The 17,882-nt window shown below is 70.6% G+C and carries 21 protein-coding genes; 10 read left to right on the top strand and 11 right to left on the bottom strand.

Annotated features, from left to right (window positions below; genetic code table 11):
- Positions 1-9 precede the first annotated feature (9 nt).
- Together OG598_RS33070 and OG598_RS33065 are read left to right on the top strand one after the other, a co-directional pair.
- Positions 10-726 carry an LPXTG cell wall anchor domain-containing protein gene (locus tag OG598_RS33070; protein WP_328652439.1) on the top strand — a complete coding sequence of 239 codons (717 nt, stop codon included), beginning with the start codon at positions 10-12 and terminating at the stop codon, positions 724-726.
- A 111-nt stretch (positions 727-837) separates the two neighbouring features.
- Positions 838-1,218: a VOC family protein gene (locus OG598_RS33065; RefSeq protein WP_328655503.1), complete on the top strand. Its 381-nt coding sequence runs from the start codon at positions 838-840 to the stop codon at positions 1,216-1,218.
- A 62-nt stretch (positions 1,219-1,280) separates the two neighbouring features.
- On the opposite strand, the gene OG598_RS33060 is transcribed toward OG598_RS33065, so the two are convergent.
- Positions 1,281-1,583 carry a helix-turn-helix domain-containing protein gene (locus OG598_RS33060; RefSeq protein WP_328652438.1) on the bottom strand — a complete coding sequence of 101 codons (303 nt, stop codon included), beginning with the start codon at positions 1,581-1,583 and terminating at the stop codon, positions 1,281-1,283.
- Positions 1,584-2,320: 737 nt separating this feature from the next.
- On the opposite strand from OG598_RS33060, the gene OG598_RS33055 reads away from it, so the two are divergent.
- Both OG598_RS33055 and OG598_RS33050 read left to right on the top strand, forming a co-directional pair.
- The gene (locus OG598_RS33055) at positions 2,321-2,818 is read left to right on the top strand and encodes a SigE family RNA polymerase sigma factor (RefSeq protein WP_112676036.1); all 498 of its coding nucleotides are present in this window, start codon (positions 2,321-2,323) and stop codon (positions 2,816-2,818) included.
- Positions 2,818-3,861, top strand: a complete 1,044-nt coding sequence (locus OG598_RS33050) for a hypothetical protein (protein ID WP_328652437.1) — start codon at positions 2,818-2,820, stop codon at positions 3,859-3,861. The genes OG598_RS33055 and OG598_RS33050 overlap by 1 nt, the downstream gene beginning before the upstream one ends.
- Before the next feature lie 25 nt (positions 3,862-3,886).
- Here OG598_RS33050 and OG598_RS33045 read toward each other — a convergent pair whose 3' ends face one another.
- Entirely contained in the window at positions 3,887-4,384 is a 498-nt protein-coding gene (locus tag OG598_RS33045; protein WP_328652436.1) for an STAS domain-containing protein, read from the bottom strand.
- 178 nt (positions 4,385-4,562) lie between these two features.
- Positions 4,563-5,309, bottom strand: coding sequence for a GAF and ANTAR domain-containing protein (locus tag OG598_RS33040; RefSeq protein WP_328652435.1), 747 nt, complete (start codon positions 5,307-5,309; stop codon positions 4,563-4,565).
- Between the two features lie 359 nt (positions 5,310-5,668).
- On the opposite strand from OG598_RS33040, the gene OG598_RS33035 reads away from it, so the two are divergent.
- On the top strand, positions 5,669-5,992 hold the full coding sequence (locus tag OG598_RS33035) for a plasmid stabilization protein (protein ID WP_091405580.1): 324 nt from the start codon (positions 5,669-5,671) through the stop codon (positions 5,990-5,992).
- Positions 5,993-6,045: 53 nt separating this feature from the next.
- Here the strand turns inward: OG598_RS33035 and OG598_RS33030 are convergent, their stop codons facing one another.
- Positions 6,046-7,032, bottom strand: coding sequence for a hypothetical protein (locus OG598_RS33030; protein ID WP_328652434.1), 987 nt, complete (start codon positions 7,030-7,032; stop codon positions 6,046-6,048).
- Between the two features lie 136 nt (positions 7,033-7,168).
- Here OG598_RS33030 and OG598_RS33025 point away from each other — a divergent pair, with 136 nt between their 5' ends.
- The 5 genes from OG598_RS33025 (at position 7,169) to OG598_RS33005 (ending at position 11,541) form a co-directional block, all read left to right on the top strand.
- Entirely contained in the window at positions 7,169-7,564 is a 396-nt protein-coding gene (locus OG598_RS33025) for a VOC family protein (protein WP_328652433.1), read from the top strand.
- A 119-nt stretch (positions 7,565-7,683) separates the two neighbouring features.
- Positions 7,684-8,862 (top strand): sensor histidine kinase, encoded by a 1,179-nt coding sequence (locus OG598_RS33020; RefSeq protein ID WP_328655502.1) that lies wholly within the window; start codon positions 7,684-7,686, stop codon positions 8,860-8,862.
- Positions 8,852-10,060, top strand: a complete 1,209-nt coding sequence (locus tag OG598_RS33015; protein WP_328652432.1) for a hypothetical protein — start codon at positions 8,852-8,854, stop codon at positions 10,058-10,060. The genes OG598_RS33020 and OG598_RS33015 overlap by 11 nt, the downstream gene beginning before the upstream one ends.
- Entirely contained in the window at positions 10,033-10,746 is a 714-nt protein-coding gene (locus tag OG598_RS33010) for a response regulator transcription factor (RefSeq protein WP_238678153.1), read from the top strand. Before OG598_RS33015 ends, OG598_RS33010 begins: the two co-directional genes overlap by 28 nt.
- A gap of 72 nt (positions 10,747-10,818) precedes the next feature.
- On the top strand, positions 10,819-11,541 hold the full coding sequence (locus OG598_RS33005) for a hypothetical protein (RefSeq protein WP_328652431.1): 723 nt from the start codon (positions 10,819-10,821) through the stop codon (positions 11,539-11,541).
- On the opposite strand, the gene OG598_RS33000 is transcribed toward OG598_RS33005, so the two are convergent.
- The 7 genes from OG598_RS33000 to OG598_RS32970 all read right to left on the bottom strand — a co-directional run bounded on the left by OG598_RS33000 (position 11,423) and on the right by OG598_RS32970 (position 17,783).
- The gene (locus OG598_RS33000; RefSeq protein ID WP_328652430.1) at positions 11,423-12,403 is read right to left on the bottom strand and encodes a GlxA family transcriptional regulator; all 981 of its coding nucleotides are present in this window, start codon (positions 12,401-12,403) and stop codon (positions 11,423-11,425) included. The two genes, OG598_RS33005 and OG598_RS33000, sit on opposite strands and share 119 nt — an antisense overlap.
- Positions 12,404-12,407: 4 nt before the next feature.
- Entirely contained in the window at positions 12,408-13,016 is a 609-nt protein-coding gene (locus OG598_RS32995) for an isochorismatase family protein (protein WP_328652429.1), read from the bottom strand.
- A 99-nt stretch (positions 13,017-13,115) separates the two neighbouring features.
- Positions 13,116-13,868 (bottom strand): lysophospholipid acyltransferase family protein, encoded by a 753-nt coding sequence (locus tag OG598_RS32990; protein ID WP_328652428.1) that lies wholly within the window; start codon positions 13,866-13,868, stop codon positions 13,116-13,118.
- A 94-nt stretch (positions 13,869-13,962) separates the two neighbouring features.
- On the bottom strand, positions 13,963-16,023 hold the full coding sequence (locus OG598_RS32985; protein WP_328652427.1) for an amylo-alpha-1,6-glucosidase: 2,061 nt from the start codon (positions 16,021-16,023) through the stop codon (positions 13,963-13,965).
- Entirely contained in the window at positions 16,023-16,394 is a 372-nt protein-coding gene (locus OG598_RS32980; RefSeq protein ID WP_328652426.1) for an SCP2 sterol-binding domain-containing protein, read from the bottom strand. The genes OG598_RS32985 and OG598_RS32980 overlap by 1 nt, the downstream gene beginning before the upstream one ends.
- Before the next feature lie 215 nt (positions 16,395-16,609).
- Positions 16,610-17,026, bottom strand: a complete 417-nt coding sequence (locus OG598_RS32975; RefSeq protein WP_091405600.1) for a CBS domain-containing protein — start codon at positions 17,024-17,026, stop codon at positions 16,610-16,612.
- 73 nt (positions 17,027-17,099) lie between these two features.
- Positions 17,100-17,783 (bottom strand): TMEM175 family protein, encoded by a 684-nt coding sequence (locus tag OG598_RS32970; RefSeq protein WP_328652425.1) that lies wholly within the window; start codon positions 17,781-17,783, stop codon positions 17,100-17,102.
- Positions 17,784-17,882: the final 99 nt, after the last annotated feature.

Here is a 17,882-nt window from a genome sequence, read left to right as displayed (position 1 = left end):
GAAGACCACATGCGATGGAAGTTCCCGGCCGGCGCCCTATTGGCGCTGGCCTTTTTGATTCCGGCGGCACCGGCGGTGGCTCACATCGAATCGCCCGGGCTGAACGAGGCCTGCCAAACGGTCGAGCGCAAGGTGTACAAGGACATCCGCGAGCTTGTCACCATCGATCTGGATACCGCCACAGATCAGGAGGTACGGGTGTTGGCTGCCCAGATCCTGTCCGCGGCGAACGCCGACGAGTTGCCCGTTCTGCCGGGCGCCATTCAGGATGCGCTGAAGGGCACCGAGGATGAGCTCCGCGCATTCCTCAAGACGGGCGTGCAGAATGCCTGGTCGGTGGCTCTGCGGATCAGTGTGGTTCGAACGTTGACGGACGCCGGCACCAACGTGGAGGCGGCCGCGCAGAAGGTGCTCGGCGAGGCGACAGTCGATGCCTACCTGGCTTACCTGAACGACGGCCTGTACGCCGCCCGTGAGCTTGACTGCGCGTCTCAGCCCACGCCGACGCCGACGTCTCAGCCCACACCGAGCGCCACGACAGTTGCACCGACTCTTACCGTCTCCGCCAGCCCGGGTGCCCCCGGCGGCGAGGGTGGCGAGGGCGGTGGGTTGCCCGTGACCGGTGCTGACACCGCGACCGTGGCCGGCATCGGCAGTGTGCTCCTGCTCCTCGGCGGCGCGGGCTACCTGATCGGACGCCGACGCCGTTCCCGCTTCGTGGCATAGCTCAACTGATGCGCCCGGCTCGATGCGTCGTCGAGCCGGGCGCGTCCAGCACGGGCCGACAGCAGCGCGCGGAGCGAGAAGTCGGTGCGCTGATAGCTTCGGGCGGTGTCGATGTTCCGCACTCCTCAGGTGATCCTCTTCAGCGAGGACGTCTCCCGTGCCGCCGAGTTCTACGCCGGCCTCGGCTTCACCGAGACTTTCCGGGTGCCGGCCGAGGGCGAGCCGATCCACGTCGACCTCGTGCTCGATGGCTACAAGATCGGCGTCGCCTCGGTGGCCTCCACCCGCGACGATCACGGGCTCGACCCCGTGCCCCAGGGCCAGCGGGCCGCGGTGATCCTCTGGACCGACGACACCGCGGCCGCGTACGCCGAACTCACGGCGAGCGGCGCCCCCGCACTGGCCGCACCACACCGGTGGCTCGATCGCCTGCTGATCGCCTGGACCGCCGACCCGGACGGCAACCCGATCCAGATCGTCCAACAGCTCTGACGATCTCGTCTGCGGCATCGCACGGCACGTCACCTTGGGGCAGGCCCGCACGGAGGGTGTGCTCAACCCTGCTCGTGGCGCTCATTGCGCCGAAGGGCCTCTTCGAGTTGGTCCTCAAGAATGATGATCCGGCAGGCCGAGGCCAGGTCGGTGCCCTGGTCGCACATCTCCCGGGCTCTCGCGGCAAGGCGCAGTTGGTAGCGGGAGTAGCGACGGTGCCCCCCACTGGAGCGCTGCGGGTCGATCAGCTTCGCATCGCCGAGTCGGCGTAGGAAATCCTGCGAGCAGCCGAGGATCTCGGCGGCACGGCCCATCGTGTAGGCGGGGTAGTCCTCGTCGTCAAGCATGTCGTCGGGTTGAGCCATGGAACCTCCATCACGAGGGCCCCGGTGCTCGGAAGCACCGGGGCCCAAGGGTTGTGGGTCAGGAACACCATCTACCGACAGAACGTCGGCTTGTCTTGTCCGCACCAGCCGTCAGGGACGGCTTCGGGTGCGAGGATCGCATAAGCGTGACCGGAGACCACCTCTCGTTCGAGGGAAACTGCGGTGTCCGCGCCCAGCCCACGAATGCGACTGGTGGCGGGCGATCCAACGGTGTAATGCCCTCCCTTGCCTCTGATTTCCTCTGTCGTACTCCGTGCTGTCCGTCGGTGTCCGAGCCCCACGCGACTTCCTGGCCCCAACACGTACGACGAACTCTCCTCACCTCGGGTGAAGCCCTGAACAAGCGTCGGCCCCACCCGCTGTCACACGTCCTTCTGCGTACTGCCTAACTACGGCAAATGTCTGCCGCCGAGCTGAGCAGGCCCTGCAAGGTTCCTGGGCCCCACTCCTTCGCCCTCGTGCGGGGCGGCAACGTCAGCGTCTTTGTTTGCTCTGTTCTCGACACCAGGAACGTTAGTTGGCGACGGCGCGAATGTCTAGCGCTTCGCTCATAGATTTTCTCCGAGGACGGAGATAGTCCTGCCGGCGCCAGGGCCAGCGGGCCGCGATGATCCTCTGGACCGACGACACCGCCGGCGCGTACGCCGACCCGGACGGCAACGCACAAAGTGCCGGCGGGTGTCTACGGGTTGGCCGGCCTACGGCGTTAATAGGGCGTGACGTTCGAGGAGTACGCGTTCGCTCGCACTTCGGCGCTGGTGCGGCTGGCCCGGTTGCTGACCGGTGACGAGCACCGAGCCGAGGATCTGGTTCAGGACGTCCTCGCGCGGGCGTACGCCCGGTGGGGCCGCATCTCGCGGACGGACCGCCCTGACGCCTACGTCCGGCGCATGCTCGTCAACACCCACAACTCGTGGTGGCGTCGGCTCAGCAGCCGGGAGATCTCCGTTGCCGCGGTGCTCGATCGGGCGGGCGACGTGGACGAGGCCGCCGGGGTCGCCGAGCGCGACGCACTGTGGCGGTTGGTCTGTGATCTGCCGGCGCGTCAGCGCACCGTGATCGTCCTGCGCTACTACGAGGATCTCGACGACACGTCGATCGCCGAGATCCTCGCCTGTTCGACCGGGACGGTACGCACACACGCGAGGCGGGCCCTGGCGGCGCTGCGTCAGCGTCAGGTTGCAGCAACCCACGCATGGGCAGGAGAGCTCTGATGTTCAGTGACCTCGACGAGCAGCTCGCCACCACGCTCAAGCATCGGGCGGGCGGCGACATCGATCCGACGCCGATCGTGCAACGGGCCCGGCATCGCGGCCGGCGGTTGCGACTGCGGCGACGAGGACTGATCGCCTGCGGCGTGGCAGCGGCGTGTGCCGCTCTCACCTCGGTGGTCCTGGTGATCCCGGGCGTTCGGGGCACCGATGACCCGATCATGCCGGCCGCGGCGTTGATGCTGCCGGACGCACAGAGCGACGGGACCACACGCCCCGAGGAGATCGGTGCCGATCCCTCGACTGTGCACTTCTCTACCGACGCGCTGGTGAGCGATGCCAACTTCGCGTCGTGGCGCACCGGGCGCGGCATCGAGAGCGTCGAGTTCCGGGGCCCGACCGGTCAGGCCCGTTTCGTGTTGGCGCGTACCGAGGGGTTGCTGGACGGGCTCCAGCAGACGTTGTCCTCGCAGGGGCGACCGCAGGGACGGACCGAGGTGCGGGTCGGCGACCGCTCGGGGGTCGCCTGGTTCGATCCGTCCGGCGACCGGAAGCTGTGGTTCGTCCGCTGGCAACCCGCCGACGGGCTCTGGGCCCAGGTGGACATCTACGCGACCACGAGGGATGAGGCGGCCGGCACGGCGAGCCGGGTCCGGTTCGATGGTGCCCACCGCTGCGTCGTGCCGTTCCGCCTGGAGTCACTGCCGCCCGACGGACGGCTGCTGGAGTGCTCGGTCACGCTCGGCCGGTCGGCGCGGGACTCCTTCGTCGAGGGCTCTCTCGTGGTCGGTGACGCATCCGGCCGTTGGCTGACCGTTCGGGCGCAACTCGCCCCGGCCGGCAACGGCGCCCGGCACGGGGATCTTGTCGCCGGGCCCTACCGGGCTCGCCGGCAAGGCAGTGACGTGCTGGAAATGGTGGTCGAGCCCTGCCACGTCGAGGCGTTCCGCAAGGGTCGGGGAGACGGCTACACCGAGGCCGAGGGCTTGGCGATCCTCGGCGGGTACCAGCCGGCCCGCGATCTCGATCGCCCGGACACCTGGTGACGCCGCCACCTCGCGAGGCTGCGGATCAGCCGAGCCGCGCGGCTGGCCCGGCGTCTTGTTCGGGACCCAGGAGCAGGCGCTCCACCCCGGTGATCCGCAGCACCCGCCGGGTGATCCCCCCGGCGCCTCGGATCGAGAAGCGGGAGCCGACCTGGTCCGCCCGGTCCCGCGCCAGCAGGAGTACGCGCACACCCGCGGCGCTGAAGAAGCCGACGCCGGTCAGGTCGCAACAGACTTCGGGATGGCTGTCGATCGCGTTCACCAGGGCCGTGGCCAGGCGTGGGGCCGTGTCCATGTCGACGTATCCCACCGGGGCGACGACCATCCGGTCGGCCGAGATGGTCGCGGACAGGTTCGTGGGCTCGGTGTAGCGGGTCACCTGGAACGACGGCCCGGAGGAGTCGAGGTCGAAACGGCCGTCTCGCTGGCTGCCCGCGAGCGCCGCTGACGTGACCTGACCGAGGGTGAGTGCCGTCGGGAATCTGTCGAAGTGGCTCTGGAAGAACCAGGAACGCTCAGTCATAGGAGCACACGCCTCCTGTTGAAATCCGTAACAGGATTGGCGCATGGCTTGACCAACCTCGACGATAACCGCCTGGGCAGTCGGCCGCCACTCGGCGCGTCAGCTCCTGGCCGACCTCAGTCGGCGCTGCGCCGGCGGGCCACCACCTCCCGCGGCACAGCGGTCGGTTGCCGGACGCCTACGGTAGGTTGCCGGACGCACCGCGATCACGCTTGGGACTCGGCGGTCTGGTGGTCCGTTCCACAAGGGCGGCAGCGACCTCCCGCAGCTTGCGGTTGGAGTCCTGGGAAACCTTCGCGAGGACGGCGAACGCCTCGTCGGGGGTGCAGCGGCGTTCGCCCATGATGATGCCCTTGGCCTGCTCGATGACGGCCCGGCTCTCCATGGCCGACTGCATCTGCGCGGCCATGGTGGCGGTGGTGTCATAGAGGTGGGCGTTGGCGAGGGCGATGGCGGCGTACCCCGCGAACGTCTCTGCGAGAGCGACCGCGTCGTCGTCGAAGGCACCCGCGTCGGCCCCGTAGATGTTCAGCGCGCCGAGCACTGACTCCTGGATCGGGAACCCGATCGACAGTGAGCTGTGAGCTCCGCCCTGCACGGCTTCGGCCGCCCACTGCGGCCAACGGGCCTCTTCGGACATGTCGGGGACGGACACGACGGCGGAGTCTCTGGCCGCCTCCAGACACGGACCCTCACCATGCTCGTACTGCAGTTCGTCGAGTCGCAGCGCCATGTCACCGCTGAACGCGGCGGTGTGCGCACCCTCCTGCTTCAGCAACGTCACCGACACCTCCTCGGCGCCGGGGATCGTTCGCCGTGCCAACTCGGAGACCTGGGTCAACACTCCAGACAGGTCGGTTTCGCCGAGCTTGATCTGGCCGAGTTCGGAGATCGCCGCATTGGGGTCAATGGGCTGCTGTGCCATGACTTCAAGGTCCTCGTGCCCGGGGCGCGTACCGGTTGCAGGAAGGCGACGGCAGCGCGCGTGGTGATGGCGCTCCGCGAGCACGGGGCGCCGCACGGACTCGCCAACCGAGCCCGGGCGCCCGCTGCTGGACGCTGACTGACCGACGCCCACGCGTCGGCTGCGGCGACAACTATACGACGCGGAGTGGAACGTCCCTGAAGCAGCCGGATCGGTTCGAGGGCACTCGTTTGACCCCCCGGACGGCGGGGCATCGTGCTCAGACAGCGGGATCACCCGGCTCGGGATGTGCCGATGTCAGCTCAGAAGCGCGCGAGCCGGGCCTCGACCGCACCCGACAGCGGAGGTGGGAGGCACCGATGCCAGCAGGATCAAGCCCGAAGAGAGAACGACAGTACGAGCACATCAAGGAGAGCGCGCAGCAGCGCGGCGCCTCCTCCGGGCGGGCCAAGGAGATCGCGGCCCGCACTGTCAACAAGGAGCGGGCCCGCTCGGGTGAGTCCCGAACGGCGAGCCGGTCCTCCCGGAACGACGTGTCGTCCGGGCACCGTGGCGGTAAGCGCTCGCACAGCGGCGCCCAGGGTCGCACCAAGGAGCAGCTGTACAACGAGGCGAAGCAACGCGGCATCAAGGGTCGCTCGTCGATGTCGAAGAGCGAGCTGGAGCGGGCCCTGTCGAAGTAGCAGCCAGGTTCCCCGGCCCGACGGGGCGCGCGTCGCGGATCTGCCGAGCCGGCTCAGATCGGCTTCAGCAGGGCGACCAGTGCGTCGTCGCCCTGGCCGAGCTGCGCAGCGCCGCTCGATGGCGCGACCAGGAAGCGGCGGCAGCCGTCGAGTTCCACGTACCGGTCGGGGCCGGCACCTTCGAGCGGGCGTAGCACCGCGAAGCGGGTCGCCGGGGTGGCACAGTCGACCACTGCCCGGCGGTTGGACAGCGCCCGGAGCACGCCCGCCTGGCGCTCGGTTGGCAGCGGACCGCCGTACACGAAGTCGCCTGCGGGTTTCTCGCCTTCCTGAAGCGACGCGGGCACCTGGTAGACGCAGAGGCGCAGCGGCCCGGCGGCCGGCGGTAGCCCCGGTCCGGGCGGTCCGGGGCTACCGTTGCGGGTCTCCACCCACACCATGTCCGTCCACTGCTGCGCGCAACCGGCGGCCTCGGCCGCCGCGGATTCGACCTGCCGGATGGTGCGGCTGTCCACAGCTGTCCACTGCGGCCCGGCCAACGCGGCGATCACCTCGGCGCGGGGCTTGCCGCAGGAGTCCGTCGGGATGTGGGGCCGCAGCCAGCGCCCCCGGTCGTCCAGCAGCGCCAACCAGGGCGGGATGACCATCTCGAGGGTGCAGGCGACCTCCCCGCCGGTCTGCTCGCTGGGCAGGCGCAGCGCGGTGACCAGCGGTGCGATCTGCTCGGCGCGTCGCTCGGTGGCGATCTGCTCCTGGCCGCCGTTGGGGCCCGGCCGAATCTCCCGCCCGCAGATCACGGCCGCGACCGGGGTGAACGCCGGGTCGATGCGACCGATCGTCGGCTCATTCGAGGCCGGTGGCGACGTCTCCGTGATCACCTCGCCGGCCCGGGGTGCCGCCTTGGCACAGGAGGTCCACCCGTCGACGATCTGGGCCGGACCGGGCGCCCTCGGATCGCCCGGCCCGATCACCGTGCCACCGCAGCCACCCAGCGCCATGCCGAGCAGTGCCACCGCCAGTACCGTCCGGGACGAGCGCATCCGGCTCACCACCCTTCCACCCGGGGATGAGACGGACGACGAACGCGTCCGGTTCCGGCCGGCCGGGAGCGTGACGTGGGCGACCGCCGGAGGCGTCGCCAGCCCGCCCCGGGACATCCGCCGGCAGAATGGCCGAATGGCACATCTGGGACTTGTCGCGCTGCTGGTCAGGGAGTACGACGAGGCGATCGACTTCTACGTCGGCGACCTCGGTTTCGAGCTGGTGGAGGACACCGCCCGACCGGACGGTTCACGCTGGGTGGTGGTCCGCCCGGCGGGGGCCCGGGAGACGGCAGTGCTGCTGGCCCGGCCGGGCAGCGCCGAGCAGCAGGCTCGGATCGGCGACCAGACCGGCGGCCGGGTCGGGCTGTTCCTCTACACGGAGGACTTCGCCCGGGACCACGCCCGGATGGTGGCGGCCGGTGTGCGTTTTCTGGAGGAACCGCGGCACGAGGCGTACGGTTCGGTAGCGGTGTTCGTCGATATCTACGGCAACCGTTGGGACCTCCTTCAGCCCCGCAGCACAGAGTGACACATTAGCGACACTCCGCACGCAAATGATCACCCCGTCACGGTCCACCATGCTATTGTCCGATGTCGATCTACGCCGCGTGGACCCGGACCGGGTCGTTGTCGGAAGGACACTTCCCGATGCCGGCCGTTGCCACCCCAACCGTGCCGCCGCCCACGCTGGACAACCCGGCCGGCGGGGCCCTGGGCCTCATCTTCACCACGCTCCCAGCGCTGCTGCGCCTGAGCTGCGGGGTGTTCGGCGCGGCGGTGGCCGTGTCGGTGCAGACCCCGCCGGTGCAGCAGGCGGTGTTGCTGCCCGCCGTGGCCATGCTGACCGGCTGGTCCCTCTGGTACGCGCACCGCGCGTTGCGCCACGGCATCGGCCCGGGCCTCGTCGCCGGTGACGTGGCGGTCACCGCGCTGACCTGCCTGCTCATCCCGGTGTTGGTGGCGCCCGAGGTGCTGCCCGGCGAGGGCAGTTGGATCGCCGTGCTGGCCAGCACCACGGTGATCAACACACAGGCCACGACCTCGGCCCGCTGGTCGATCCCGGCCGGGCTGCTCGTGATAGCCACCTACGTGACCGGGGCGCAGGCCGCCGGCAACCCCACCGAAGCTCGGGCGCACGCGGCCACGCTACTGGCGCAGACCGCCTGCACGGCGATGATGGCGGCGGTCATGCGCCGACGCATCGGCCGGGCGGACCGCGCCTTCGTCGAACACCAGCGGCTGACCCGGGAGGCGTTGGTCGCGCGCGCCGCCCGCGAGGCCGAACGCCAGCAGAACCGCGACCTGCACGACACGGTGCTGGGGACGCTGACCATGGTGGGGCTGGGCGCGGTGGCCGGGCCCTCGGCCGTCTTCCGGGACCGGTGCGCGGCCGACCTGCGTACCCTCGTCTCGCTCACCGACGTCGGCCCGGTGGCCGGCGACGGCCCGGTGCCGCTCGACGGGCGGTTGCGGTTGGTGGTCGGCCGGCTGCCCGAGCTCGCGGTACGGCTGGACCTGGCGTCCTGCGCCGTCCCGGTCGGCGTGGCCGACGCGATCAGCGAGAGCGCCTACGCGGCGCTGTCCAACGTGGTCCGCCACGCGCCGGGCGCCGCGGCCACGCTGCGACTGACCCGCGACGCGATCGGCATCGTGGTCGAGGTCGCCGACGACGGCCCCGGCTTCGACCTGGCCACCGTCCCACCGCACCGGTACGGGTTGCGCGAGTCGATCCGCGGCCGGATGGCGACGGTCGGTGGCCGGGCCGACGTGCACTCGGCCGTCGGCGCGGGCACCCGGATTCGGCTGGAGTGGCCCGGTGTCGGCTGACCTGAACGCCCCGGCGCACCCCACCGACGCGCCGGAGGCACCGGCCAGGACCAGCGTTCCGACGCCCCGGGAGCCGGACTCCCCCGCGGCGCTCGCCGCGCCGGCCGCCGTGGCGCACGCGTCCGACCGGGGTGCCCGGATCGCCGCCGTCGCCATCGCGTTGGCCTGGCACGTCGCGATCGCGCTGCCGGCGGTGCTGTCCGCCCGCGCGGAGTTCGCCGCGCCAGCGGTGGTGCTCGGCGCCTGGATACTGGTCGCCGTGACCGGCGCGGTGGCCGGGGTACGGCTGCTGCAAGGGTCGCCACTGCCGCCGTGGCCGCTGGCCGGGCTGCTGCTGGTCGTCGACGCGGCAGTCTTCGCCGCAGCCGGTGAGCGGCAGTTGTTCACCGCCGCCAACTGGGTGTGGGGCACGCTCGGCTGGTTCTTCGTGCTGGCGGTGTGGGGTCGGCGCGTCGTGGGGCTGATCGCGCTGCTCAGCACGCACGCGTTGATCGCCCTGGTCGCCGTGCTGGTGCACGGCCCCGATCCGGCCGACGTGGCCCGCTACGTGATGTACGTCTACGGCACGTTCTCCCTTCCGGTGGCGGTCTTCGTGGGCAGCACCGTCATCGTCGGCCTGGCTCGGGAACGGGCCGCCGTCTCGGCCGCCGGTCACGCGATGGCCGCGGAGCGGGATGCCGCCGAGCGGGGCCTTCGGGAACGCCGGGACCGCCTCGCCCTGGTCAGTTCGGCGGCCGGGCGGGTCCTCGGGGACCTGGCCGCCGGCCAGGCCGACCCGGACGACCCGGAGGTGCAGCGCCGGTGCATGCTGGCCGCCGCCCGGCTGCGCCGGCTGATCGCCGAGTCCGACGACGTGCCCGACCCGCTGTTGCACGAGTTGCGCGCCGCCGCCGACCTGGCGGAACGCAACGGCCTACCGATCGACCTGGTCACCATCGGCACCCCGCCGCCGCTGCCGGTGGAGGTCCGCCGCCGGCTGGCCGACCCGCTCACCGGCACGCTCGCCGACGCCCGGGGATGGGCGCGTCTGACAGTGGTCTCCGGCTCGGACGAGGTGGTGGTCAGCCTGGTCACCCCGGATCGGGAGGGGCCGGAGTCGACCGGCCCGCCCCCCGGGGAGCACGACGACGGGCCGGTGCAGTACCTCTACGAACGGGACGGGAACATCAGATGGGCGCAGACCCGGTGGCGGCGGTGACCGGCGACCGGCCGGTCGGGGTGGCGATCGTCGACGACCATCCGGTGGTGGTCGAGGGGGTCCGCGCCTGGCTCGCCACCGAGCCTCGCCTGACGGTGCTCGCCACCGGCGACGACCCGGACGCGGTGCTGCGGGCGGCGCCGGACGCCGACGTCGTCCTGCTCGATCTGCGACTGCACGGGCGGATGGCGTTGGACAAGTTGGCCGAGCTGAGCGCCGCCGGCCGGCGGGTGGTGGTCTATTCGGAGCACACCGACCCGCAGACGATGCTCGCCGCGCTGGACGCCGGGGCGGTGGCGTTCCTGGCCAAGCACGAGGGTCGGGAACACTGCGTGGAAACGGTGCTGGCCGCCGCGAGCGACCGCCCGTACGTGCCGCCGGCGCTGGCCGGTGCCATGGTCGGCGACCCACGGCCGGACCGGCCGATGTTGTCCGACAAGGAACGTGAGGCGCTGCTGCTCTGGTTCCAGTCGATGTCCAAGGCGTCGGTGGCCCGGCGGATGCAGATCAGCGAGCACACGGTGAAGCAGTACGTCGACCGGGCACGGATCAAGTACACCCGGGCGGGGCGACCAGCCGCCACAAAGGCGGCACTACTCGCCCGTGCGATCGAGGACGGTCTCGTCCGCCCGGAGGAGATCGGCATCTACCGGTCACAGGCGACACACGACCGGCCGACCCCCTAACAGGCGTCATGACAGGGGCGCTCCGGTCCGGAAGGCTTCAGTACACAGCCAGCTGACCGGAAGGTCGTGACGATGCACGCCGACGCGTCCCCCTTCTTCATCGGTCCCCACCGGTTCGACGCCCCCGACGACGACGTGGGCCCGACCCTGGACCGCCGCTACAACCTGCGACCGATGCCCGGCGAGCGGTTGCTCGGGCGACACCAACTGCTGGTCGCGGGCTACCTGCTCGGGCCGAGCGAGGTGCGACGCCGGTGGCAGTTGCCCGAGCCGGTCGCCGTGACAGTCACCGACCAGCGGATCTGCTGGGTGGGCAGCGGCTCACAGCTCTCGCTGGTCGGCGACGGCACGCACCGGGCCCGACCGCCGGCTCGCGTGAACGGCCTGATGAGCGGTCAGATCCGCTGGCAGTGGCCGTCCCGGTTGGAGCTGCCGACGAGCGCGCCGGACGCCCCGGCGCAGTTGCTGATCGTCTGCGACGCACTGCGCACCATTCAGCAGCCGGCGCTGGCCCTCAGCGGAACGACAGCCGAGGTCGTGGCGCTGGCCCGGCAGGTCCGCCGGGCGGTGGCCATGTTCCGGCTCAACCGTCCACAACTGGTCGACCTCTCGGCCCAGGAGCGCGACGTGCTGCTGCTGCGGGCCGGCCCCGGTCTGCTCGCCGGCGACACCCGGATCACGCTGCCCGGCTCGCTGCCTGTGGAGTTCCACTCCCGGGACGACTACTACCGTTCGAGACCGGATCCGACCTCGTGGGGCGGGCTCGCAGGCGGCGCAGCATCCGGGCATCGGTGAAACCGACAGCCCGCGCAGCGGCCTCCACTGTGGTGCCGTGCCCGATCAGGTGCTCGGCCCGTTCCACCCGGAGCAGCTGCTGGTAGCCGAGCGGGGTGAGGCCGGTGCTCGCCCGGAAGAGCCGGGTCAGGGTGCGTTCGGCCACACCGCCGGTGGCGGCCAGTTCGGCAAGCGGCAGGGGCTCGGCGTACCGGCTGTCGATCAGATCCTGCACCCGGTGCACCGAGTCGGACAGGTGTGAGCGGTGCCGCATCAACGCGCTGGCCTGCGGCTCGTGCCCGTTGCGGCGAGCGTAGACGACCAGCGTGCGGGCGATCTTCGCGGCGGTCGCCGGGCCGTGCCGGGTCGCCACCAGGTGCAACGCCACGTCGATGCCACTGGCGATGCCCGCCGAGGTGACCACCCGGTCGTCCACTACGTACAGGACGTCACGGACGACCTGGGCCGCCGGATGCCGGCGGGCCAGGTCGTCCTGCACCTCGTGGTGGGTGGTGCAGCGTCGGCCGTCGAGCAGCCCGGCCCGCCCGAGCGCGTACGCCCCGGCGCAGACACTGGCCACCGTGCCACCGGCCGCGTGGTGCTCGGCGAGCCGCCGCAGGTCGCCGGGCGACACCGGCCCCTGCGGCCCGTGTGCCGCCGGCCGCCAACCGGGCACGATCACCAGGTCGTCCGGGACCAGCTCGGGCCACCGGGTCTCGGCGACCAGCGGTACGCCCTGCACTGTGGGCACCTGCTCGCGTTCCGCGACGTAGTGCAGCCGATAGTCGTACCCGAGGTCGGCGGCGCTGGAGAAGACCTGGGCCGGCCCGGCAAGGTCCAGCAGGTGCAGCTGTGGGACCAGCAGGAAGACGACCCGGGTCACGACGTCAGCCCCGGCTGCCGGCGAGGGTCGCGCCAGTGACCTCGTCCACGGTGCGGATGGTCGCGAAGCGGCCAGCCAGCGCGTACTCGGTGCGGGTCACGATCTCCTCGTTCGTCAGGGTGCGCGGGTCGGCGAGGATCTCCGCGACGGTGGCGGTCTCCGGCAGGTCCCGGTGTGGGATGGGGAAGGTCAGCGTGGCGTCGGTGACGAAGGTCATCCGGTAGCCGAGGTCCGCGCCGACCCGGGTGGTGGTCTCCACGCACTGTTCGGTGCGGATGCCACAGACGGTGATGTCGGTGATGCCCGCCTGGGTGAGCAGTTGCTGGAGGTTCGTCGTGGTGAACGCGTTGTGCGCGGTCTTGACCAGCGTCGGCTCACCCTCGGCGGGGACCAGCCCGTCGATCAGCCGGACGTATCCGACGGCGGGGTCGAACAACCCGCCCGTGCCGGGCTCCGAGTGCAGGACCCAGACCACCAGGTCGCCGCGCTGCCGAGCGGCAGTCACCAGCCGGTCGACCTGGCGGACCATGTCGGGGTTGGAGCCGTACGCCCAGATCGGGCGCTGACGGAAGGACTCTTGCACGTCGATCACGACGAGTGCTGCTCTGCTCATGACGTCGATCCTGGTCGGACGGCGTTCGCGCCGGCAGACACCATCCTGCCCGGGTGCGGAACGATCCGGCCAACTCGGCGCGTGTCGAGGCCCCCGGCGTCAGGCGCTGGGAGCGCGGTGTTCGGCGGCGGCGTCCAGAGCGGCGGCCTCCTCCGGTGTGGGCGCGCTGCCGCCCAGGTGCGCGGGCTGCCACCAGGTGTCGTCCGGGCCGGCGGGGGTGTCCGGATAGTCCCGCTGCGCCCGGTCGACGAGGGCGCTGAGGCGGGTGGTCAGCTCGGCGGCCAGCACGTTCGGGTCCGGGAAGTCCGCCGGGTTGATCGGCTCGCCGATCAGGATGGTGATCGGCGTGTGCCGACGGGTCAGAGTGCGCGGGCGGCCCTTGGTCCAGAGGCGCTGGGTGCCCCACAACGCGACAGGCAGCACCGGCACCTTCGCCGAGCGTGCCATCCGAACCGTGCCGCTCTTGAGCTCCTTGACGGTGAACGACCGGCTGATCGTCGCCTCGGGAAAGACGCCGACGACCTCGCCCTGCTTGAGCGCGCCCACGGCGGCCCGGAACGAGGCCGCGCCGGCCTGCCGGTCCACCGGAATGTGCCGCATCCCGCGCATCAGCGGGCCGGAGATCTTGTGCGTGAAGACCGCATCCTTGGCCATGAAGCGGACCAGCCGGCCCGACGCGTTCGCGCCCAGACCGGCGAAGATGAAGTCGAGATAGCTGACGTGGTTGCTGGCCAGCACCGCCCCGCCCGTGCGGGGTACGTGGTGGGCGCCCTCGATCGTGATCTTCAGGTCGAGGACCCGGAACAGCGTCTTGGCGGCGGCGATAACGGGCGGGTACACGAGCTCCGGCATTCGCAGAATCTACCCTGACCGGCTGGGGATCGGCTGGGTGGCGACCGGCGGCGACGCGGGTTGCGCACCGCCGCCGGTTCGTCGGTCCAGTCGGTCAGTCGGAGAGTCTGTCCAGGTCCAGTCGACCCCGGGCGAACGCGTCCACCCGGCCCCAACGACCGGGGATGTCCAGCACCTCGATGCGACCCATCCCCACCGGCAGCCGTGGCTCGACCGACAGGTGACCCTCGTGCGGCTCCAGACCGAGCATGGTGCGCAGCAGCAACAGCGGCGTACCGGTCGACCAGGCCTGCGGACTGCACGCCGTCGGGTACTCCACCGGGAACTTGGTCAACTCCCGCGGATAGCCGCCGAACGCCTCCGGCAACCGGCCGTCGAAGTACGTGGCCGCGTCCAGGATGCCGTTGGCGATCGTCGCGGCCTCCTCGGCGAAGCCGTAGCGGCGCAGGCCCCAGGCGATGAACGAGTTGTCGAACGGCCAGATCGTGCCGTTGTGGTAGCCGATGGGGTTGTAGCGGGCCTCCCCCTCGGCGAGGGTGCGCACCCCCCAGCCGGAGAAGAGCCTCGGCCCGACCAGGTGCGCAGCGAGCTTCTCCGCCCGCTCCGGTTCGACGATCCCGCTCCACAGCAGGTGGCCGATGTTGGAGCTGAGGATGTCGCACTGCCGGCCGTCCGGGTCCAGGGCCAGGGCGAAGTACTCGCCGTCTTCCACCCACCAGTCCCGGTTGAACCGCTCCTTCAGCTCTGCCGCCTCCCGCTCCAACTGGTCGGCGAACTCCGGGTCACCCCAGAACTCGCGCGCCAACCGCGCCGCGCGGACCTTCGCGTCGTACGCGTACCCCTGCACCTCGCAGGTGGCACGTGGGAACGGCGGCAGCGTGCCGTCGGAGTAGGAGATCGAGTCCCAGGAGTCCTTCCAGCACTGGTTCTCCAGGCCGGTGTCGGTGTTGCGTCGCTCGTACCAGATGTAGCCGGTGCCGACCAGGTCGGCGTAGTTGTCGATCCACCTCAGCGCCGCCCGGGACTCCTGCTCCAACTCCTTGACCAGCGCGACGTCTCCGCTCCACCGCTCGTACTCGTCGAGCAGCACGATGAACAGCGGCGTCGCGTCGACGGAGCCGTAGTACGGCGAGTGGGGCTGCTCCTCGAAGGCCGCGGTCTCGCCGTAGCGCATCTCGTGCAGGATGCGCCCCGGGTCCTCGTCCCGGAAGTCGTCGAACCGGCTGCCCTGCAAAGACGCCAGGATGCGCAGCGTCGTCTTCGACAACTGCGGGGTGAACGGCAGTGTCTGCAGGCAGGTGAGGATGCTGTCCCGGCCGAACATGGTCATGAACCAGGGCAGACCGGCGGCGGGCAGGGTGGCGCCACCCAGCGACAGCGGCGAGAAGCGCAGCGCCGCCAGGTCGATCAGACTGCGCCGGTACGTGCTGGCCACCCGGCCGTGCTCACTGTTGACCTTCGGCGCGTCGGCGATCCACTTCTCCAGGTCGTGCTGGAGAGCGAGGCGCTCGGTGCCGTGTTTGCGCAGCCCGAACCGCAGGTCCCGGCCGCCGGGCCCGACCGCGTGGGTCTGGACGTCGATCGAGGCATTCCACTGCTCGTTGGGCTCCAGGTGCACCGTGTACGCGAAGCCCTTGCTGTCGTACCGGGCCGACATCGACGACGAGATGATCGTCTCCCGCTGGAAGTTGCCCCGCCGGTACCCCAGCCGCAGCCGGTCCGACTCCACCTCGGTGTAGATCTCGCCCTTCTTGTTCAGGATCTCGTCCTTGACCTGGAACAGGTCGGCGAAGTCCGACGCCGCGTCCATCCGGACTTCCAGGTCGACCGGCTTCTCGTCGTGGTTGAGGATGGTCAGCTGCTCACAGAAGCTGCCGCCCACGGCGCGCTCCCGGATGATCGACAGCTTCGCGTCCACGTAGTGCGTGGCCATCCCCGGGACCAGGAAGAATCGCGACTCGAAGTACTGCAGGTCGTCGTAGGAGAGCGAGTTGAGTCGCTCACCGTTGACTGTCAGCACCCAGGTCGACAGGAACCGTGTGTCGATGGAGAAGAGCCCGGTGGGCTCGCTGGGTGTCGCCTCGATGTCACCGGTGTCCTCGCAGACGACGAACGTGTTGCCGTCCAGGATCCGGACCGTGTTGCTCTGCCCCATCAGTGCACCTCCCCGGCGAATCGCCGACGCGGCCCACGGGCGTCCGGGGAACCCGGAAAGATCCGCTCCACCTGTACGACGAGACGAGCGTCACCGGTCACCGTCATGTCCCCCCGCAGCAGCGCGGCCAGGCCGTGCTCGCGCCCCGAGGCGATGTCGTCGAAGAGGACCGGGCTCGCGCCGATCACCGTGTCGGCCTCCTGGTCCTCCTGACTGACGTTCAGCCGGCCGTGGTCGATCCTCAGCAGCCAGTGCCGGGTCTGCGCCCCCTCGTGCAGGTCGATCCGCAGCGTCCCGGAGGTCTTGGCCAGCAGGGGTTCGTACCCCCGCCGGTCCAGGTCCTCGAAGAACCTCGTGGTCGCGTCCACCATCGGGTCCACTCCTCCCAGTTGCCGGGCCGGGGATCCCACCCACCGCGCTCGCGTCGCACGGACGGCCGGCGTTGCACGTCCCCGCACGGGTCCCCGCCGCTCCCCCGGCCAACCTCGCCCAATTCGGGTGAGCCGCCAGTGATCACCGAGGGGTGGAGACGCCACAGCGCCGGCCCTCCCGCAAGGGAGAGCCGGCGCGTGCCGCGGCGGACGGGTCAGTTGTTCGGGTCGTCGGCGCTGATGTCGGCCAGGACCGACTGCGGTTCGCGCTCGACCGCGAGATCACCCATCGACACCAGGCCGATCAGGCGCCCGTCGTCGATCACCGGAAGTCGGCGTACGGCGTACGTCCGCATCAGGTCCGCGGCGGCCACGGCATCGTCGTACTGACTCACCGTGATCACGTCGCGAGTGGTGATCTGGCTCAACCGGGTCGAGCCCGGGTCCATGTTCTCCGCGACACCTCGGACCGTGATGTCCCGGTCCGTGACGATGCCGACAACACTGTCGCCGTCGGTCACCACCACATCGCCTATCGCGCTGTCACGCATCTCTTGAGCGGCTGCGATGAGCGTGTCGTTGCCGTCCATCGTCACCAACCGGGTCGTCATGAATTCTCCGACCGTTGTCATGGTGCTCCCCTCTCGGTGTCGGCACGGCCCGTCTACCCGCCGCGCGGGAGGGGGTAACGCCGACGGCCCCGGCCTATCCGCGCGGGTGTCGCAGGCGTCGAATTTCGTAGAGGCCGCTGCTGGTCAGGCTGTAGAACGCCGGCAACAGCAGGAAGATCACCAGCGCGATCAGCGGGCTGGTCAGGAATCCGACCAGGATCGCCAGCGCGTATCCCAGGAGGCCGACAGCGGCCCGGGCCCGTTCGGCCGGGAAGAACCGACGCGGCACCGTCTGGTCCAGCAGGTCGTGGTGCCGGGCGAGGTAGTGGTACAGCCCCAGCCAGCTCACCGAGACCAGCACGCCGACCAGGCCGTAGACGACCACGCCGGTCCGCTGGTCCGCCTGGTCGCCTTCCCGCATGGCCTGCGAGACGACCGAGGTGGCGAACGGCAGCAGCGCTGTGCTGAACAGCACTGCGAGGTTGTACCACTGGAGGGCCTTTCCGCTGTTCACCACACGGTTGAAGGCGGCTCGGTGGTTCAGCCAGTTCACCGCCACGTACACATACGACGTGACGTAGGCGAGGTACGCGGGCCACTGCTCGACCAGCGCGTGCAGCATCTGACCGCGGCCGACCCGGGGAGGCTGGAGGTCGAGCACCAGCAGCGTGATGATGATGGCGAAGACCCCGTCGCTGAACGACAACAGCCGGGAGGTTTCCCGCCGCAGGGGCGGGCCACCGGGAAGGGTCTCGTCGCTGCTCGTGCCGGCGCCCATCGCCCACCCCCTCCCCGACGTCCCGCAACGACGAATCAGCGCGGTATACCCGCCGAAGGTCGGCACACCCGTCTACCGGCGGCGCGCGTCGGCTCCGCT

It is taken from the genome of Micromonospora sp. NBC_00330 (genome assembly GCF_036136635.1).
Taxonomy (GTDB): domain Bacteria; phylum Actinomycetota; class Actinomycetes; order Mycobacteriales; family Micromonosporaceae; genus Micromonospora; species Micromonospora salmantinae.
This window is presented reverse-complemented; position numbering and strand designations above follow the sequence as displayed.

Coding starts and splice junctions, on each gene's coding strand:
- OG598_RS33070 (WP_328652439.1), top strand. CDS start 10: ATGCGATGGAAGTTCCCGGCCGGCGCCCTATTGGCGCTGGCCTTTTTG.
- OG598_RS33065 (WP_328655503.1), top strand. CDS start 838: ATGTTCCGCACTCCTCAGGTGATCCTCTTCAGCGAGGACGTCTCCCGT.
- OG598_RS33060 (WP_328652438.1), bottom strand. CDS start 1,583: ATGGCTCAACCCGACGACATGCTTGACGACGAGGACTACCCCGCCTAC.
- OG598_RS33050 (WP_328652437.1), top strand. CDS start 2,818: ATGTTCAGTGACCTCGACGAGCAGCTCGCCACCACGCTCAAGCATCGG.
- OG598_RS33045 (WP_328652436.1), bottom strand. CDS start 4,384: ATGACTGAGCGTTCCTGGTTCTTCCAGAGCCACTTCGACAGATTCCCG.
- OG598_RS33040 (WP_328652435.1), bottom strand. CDS start 5,309: ATGGCACAGCAGCCCATTGACCCCAATGCGGCGATCTCCGAACTCGGC.
- OG598_RS33035 (WP_091405580.1), top strand. CDS start 5,669: ATGCCAGCAGGATCAAGCCCGAAGAGAGAACGACAGTACGAGCACATC.
- OG598_RS33030 (WP_328652434.1), bottom strand. CDS start 7,032: ATGCGCTCGTCCCGGACGGTACTGGCGGTGGCACTGCTCGGCATGGCG.
- OG598_RS33025 (WP_328652433.1), top strand. CDS start 7,169: ATGGCACATCTGGGACTTGTCGCGCTGCTGGTCAGGGAGTACGACGAG.
- OG598_RS33020 (WP_328655502.1), top strand. CDS start 7,684: ATGCCGGCCGTTGCCACCCCAACCGTGCCGCCGCCCACGCTGGACAAC.
- OG598_RS33010 (WP_238678153.1), top strand. CDS start 10,033: ATGGGCGCAGACCCGGTGGCGGCGGTGACCGGCGACCGGCCGGTCGGG.
- OG598_RS33005 (WP_328652431.1), top strand. CDS start 10,819: ATGCACGCCGACGCGTCCCCCTTCTTCATCGGTCCCCACCGGTTCGAC.
- OG598_RS32995 (WP_328652429.1), bottom strand. CDS start 13,016: ATGAGCAGAGCAGCACTCGTCGTGATCGACGTGCAAGAGTCCTTCCGT.
- OG598_RS32990 (WP_328652428.1), bottom strand. CDS start 13,868: ATGCCGGAGCTCGTGTACCCGCCCGTTATCGCCGCCGCCAAGACGCTG.
- OG598_RS32985 (WP_328652427.1), bottom strand. CDS start 16,023: ATGGGGCAGAGCAACACGGTCCGGATCCTGGACGGCAACACGTTCGTC.
- OG598_RS32980 (WP_328652426.1), bottom strand. CDS start 16,394: ATGGTGGACGCGACCACGAGGTTCTTCGAGGACCTGGACCGGCGGGGG.
- OG598_RS32975 (WP_091405600.1), bottom strand. CDS start 17,026: ATGACAACGGTCGGAGAATTCATGACGACCCGGTTGGTGACGATGGAC.
- OG598_RS32970 (WP_328652425.1), bottom strand. CDS start 17,783: ATGGGCGCCGGCACGAGCAGCGACGAGACCCTTCCCGGTGGCCCGCCC.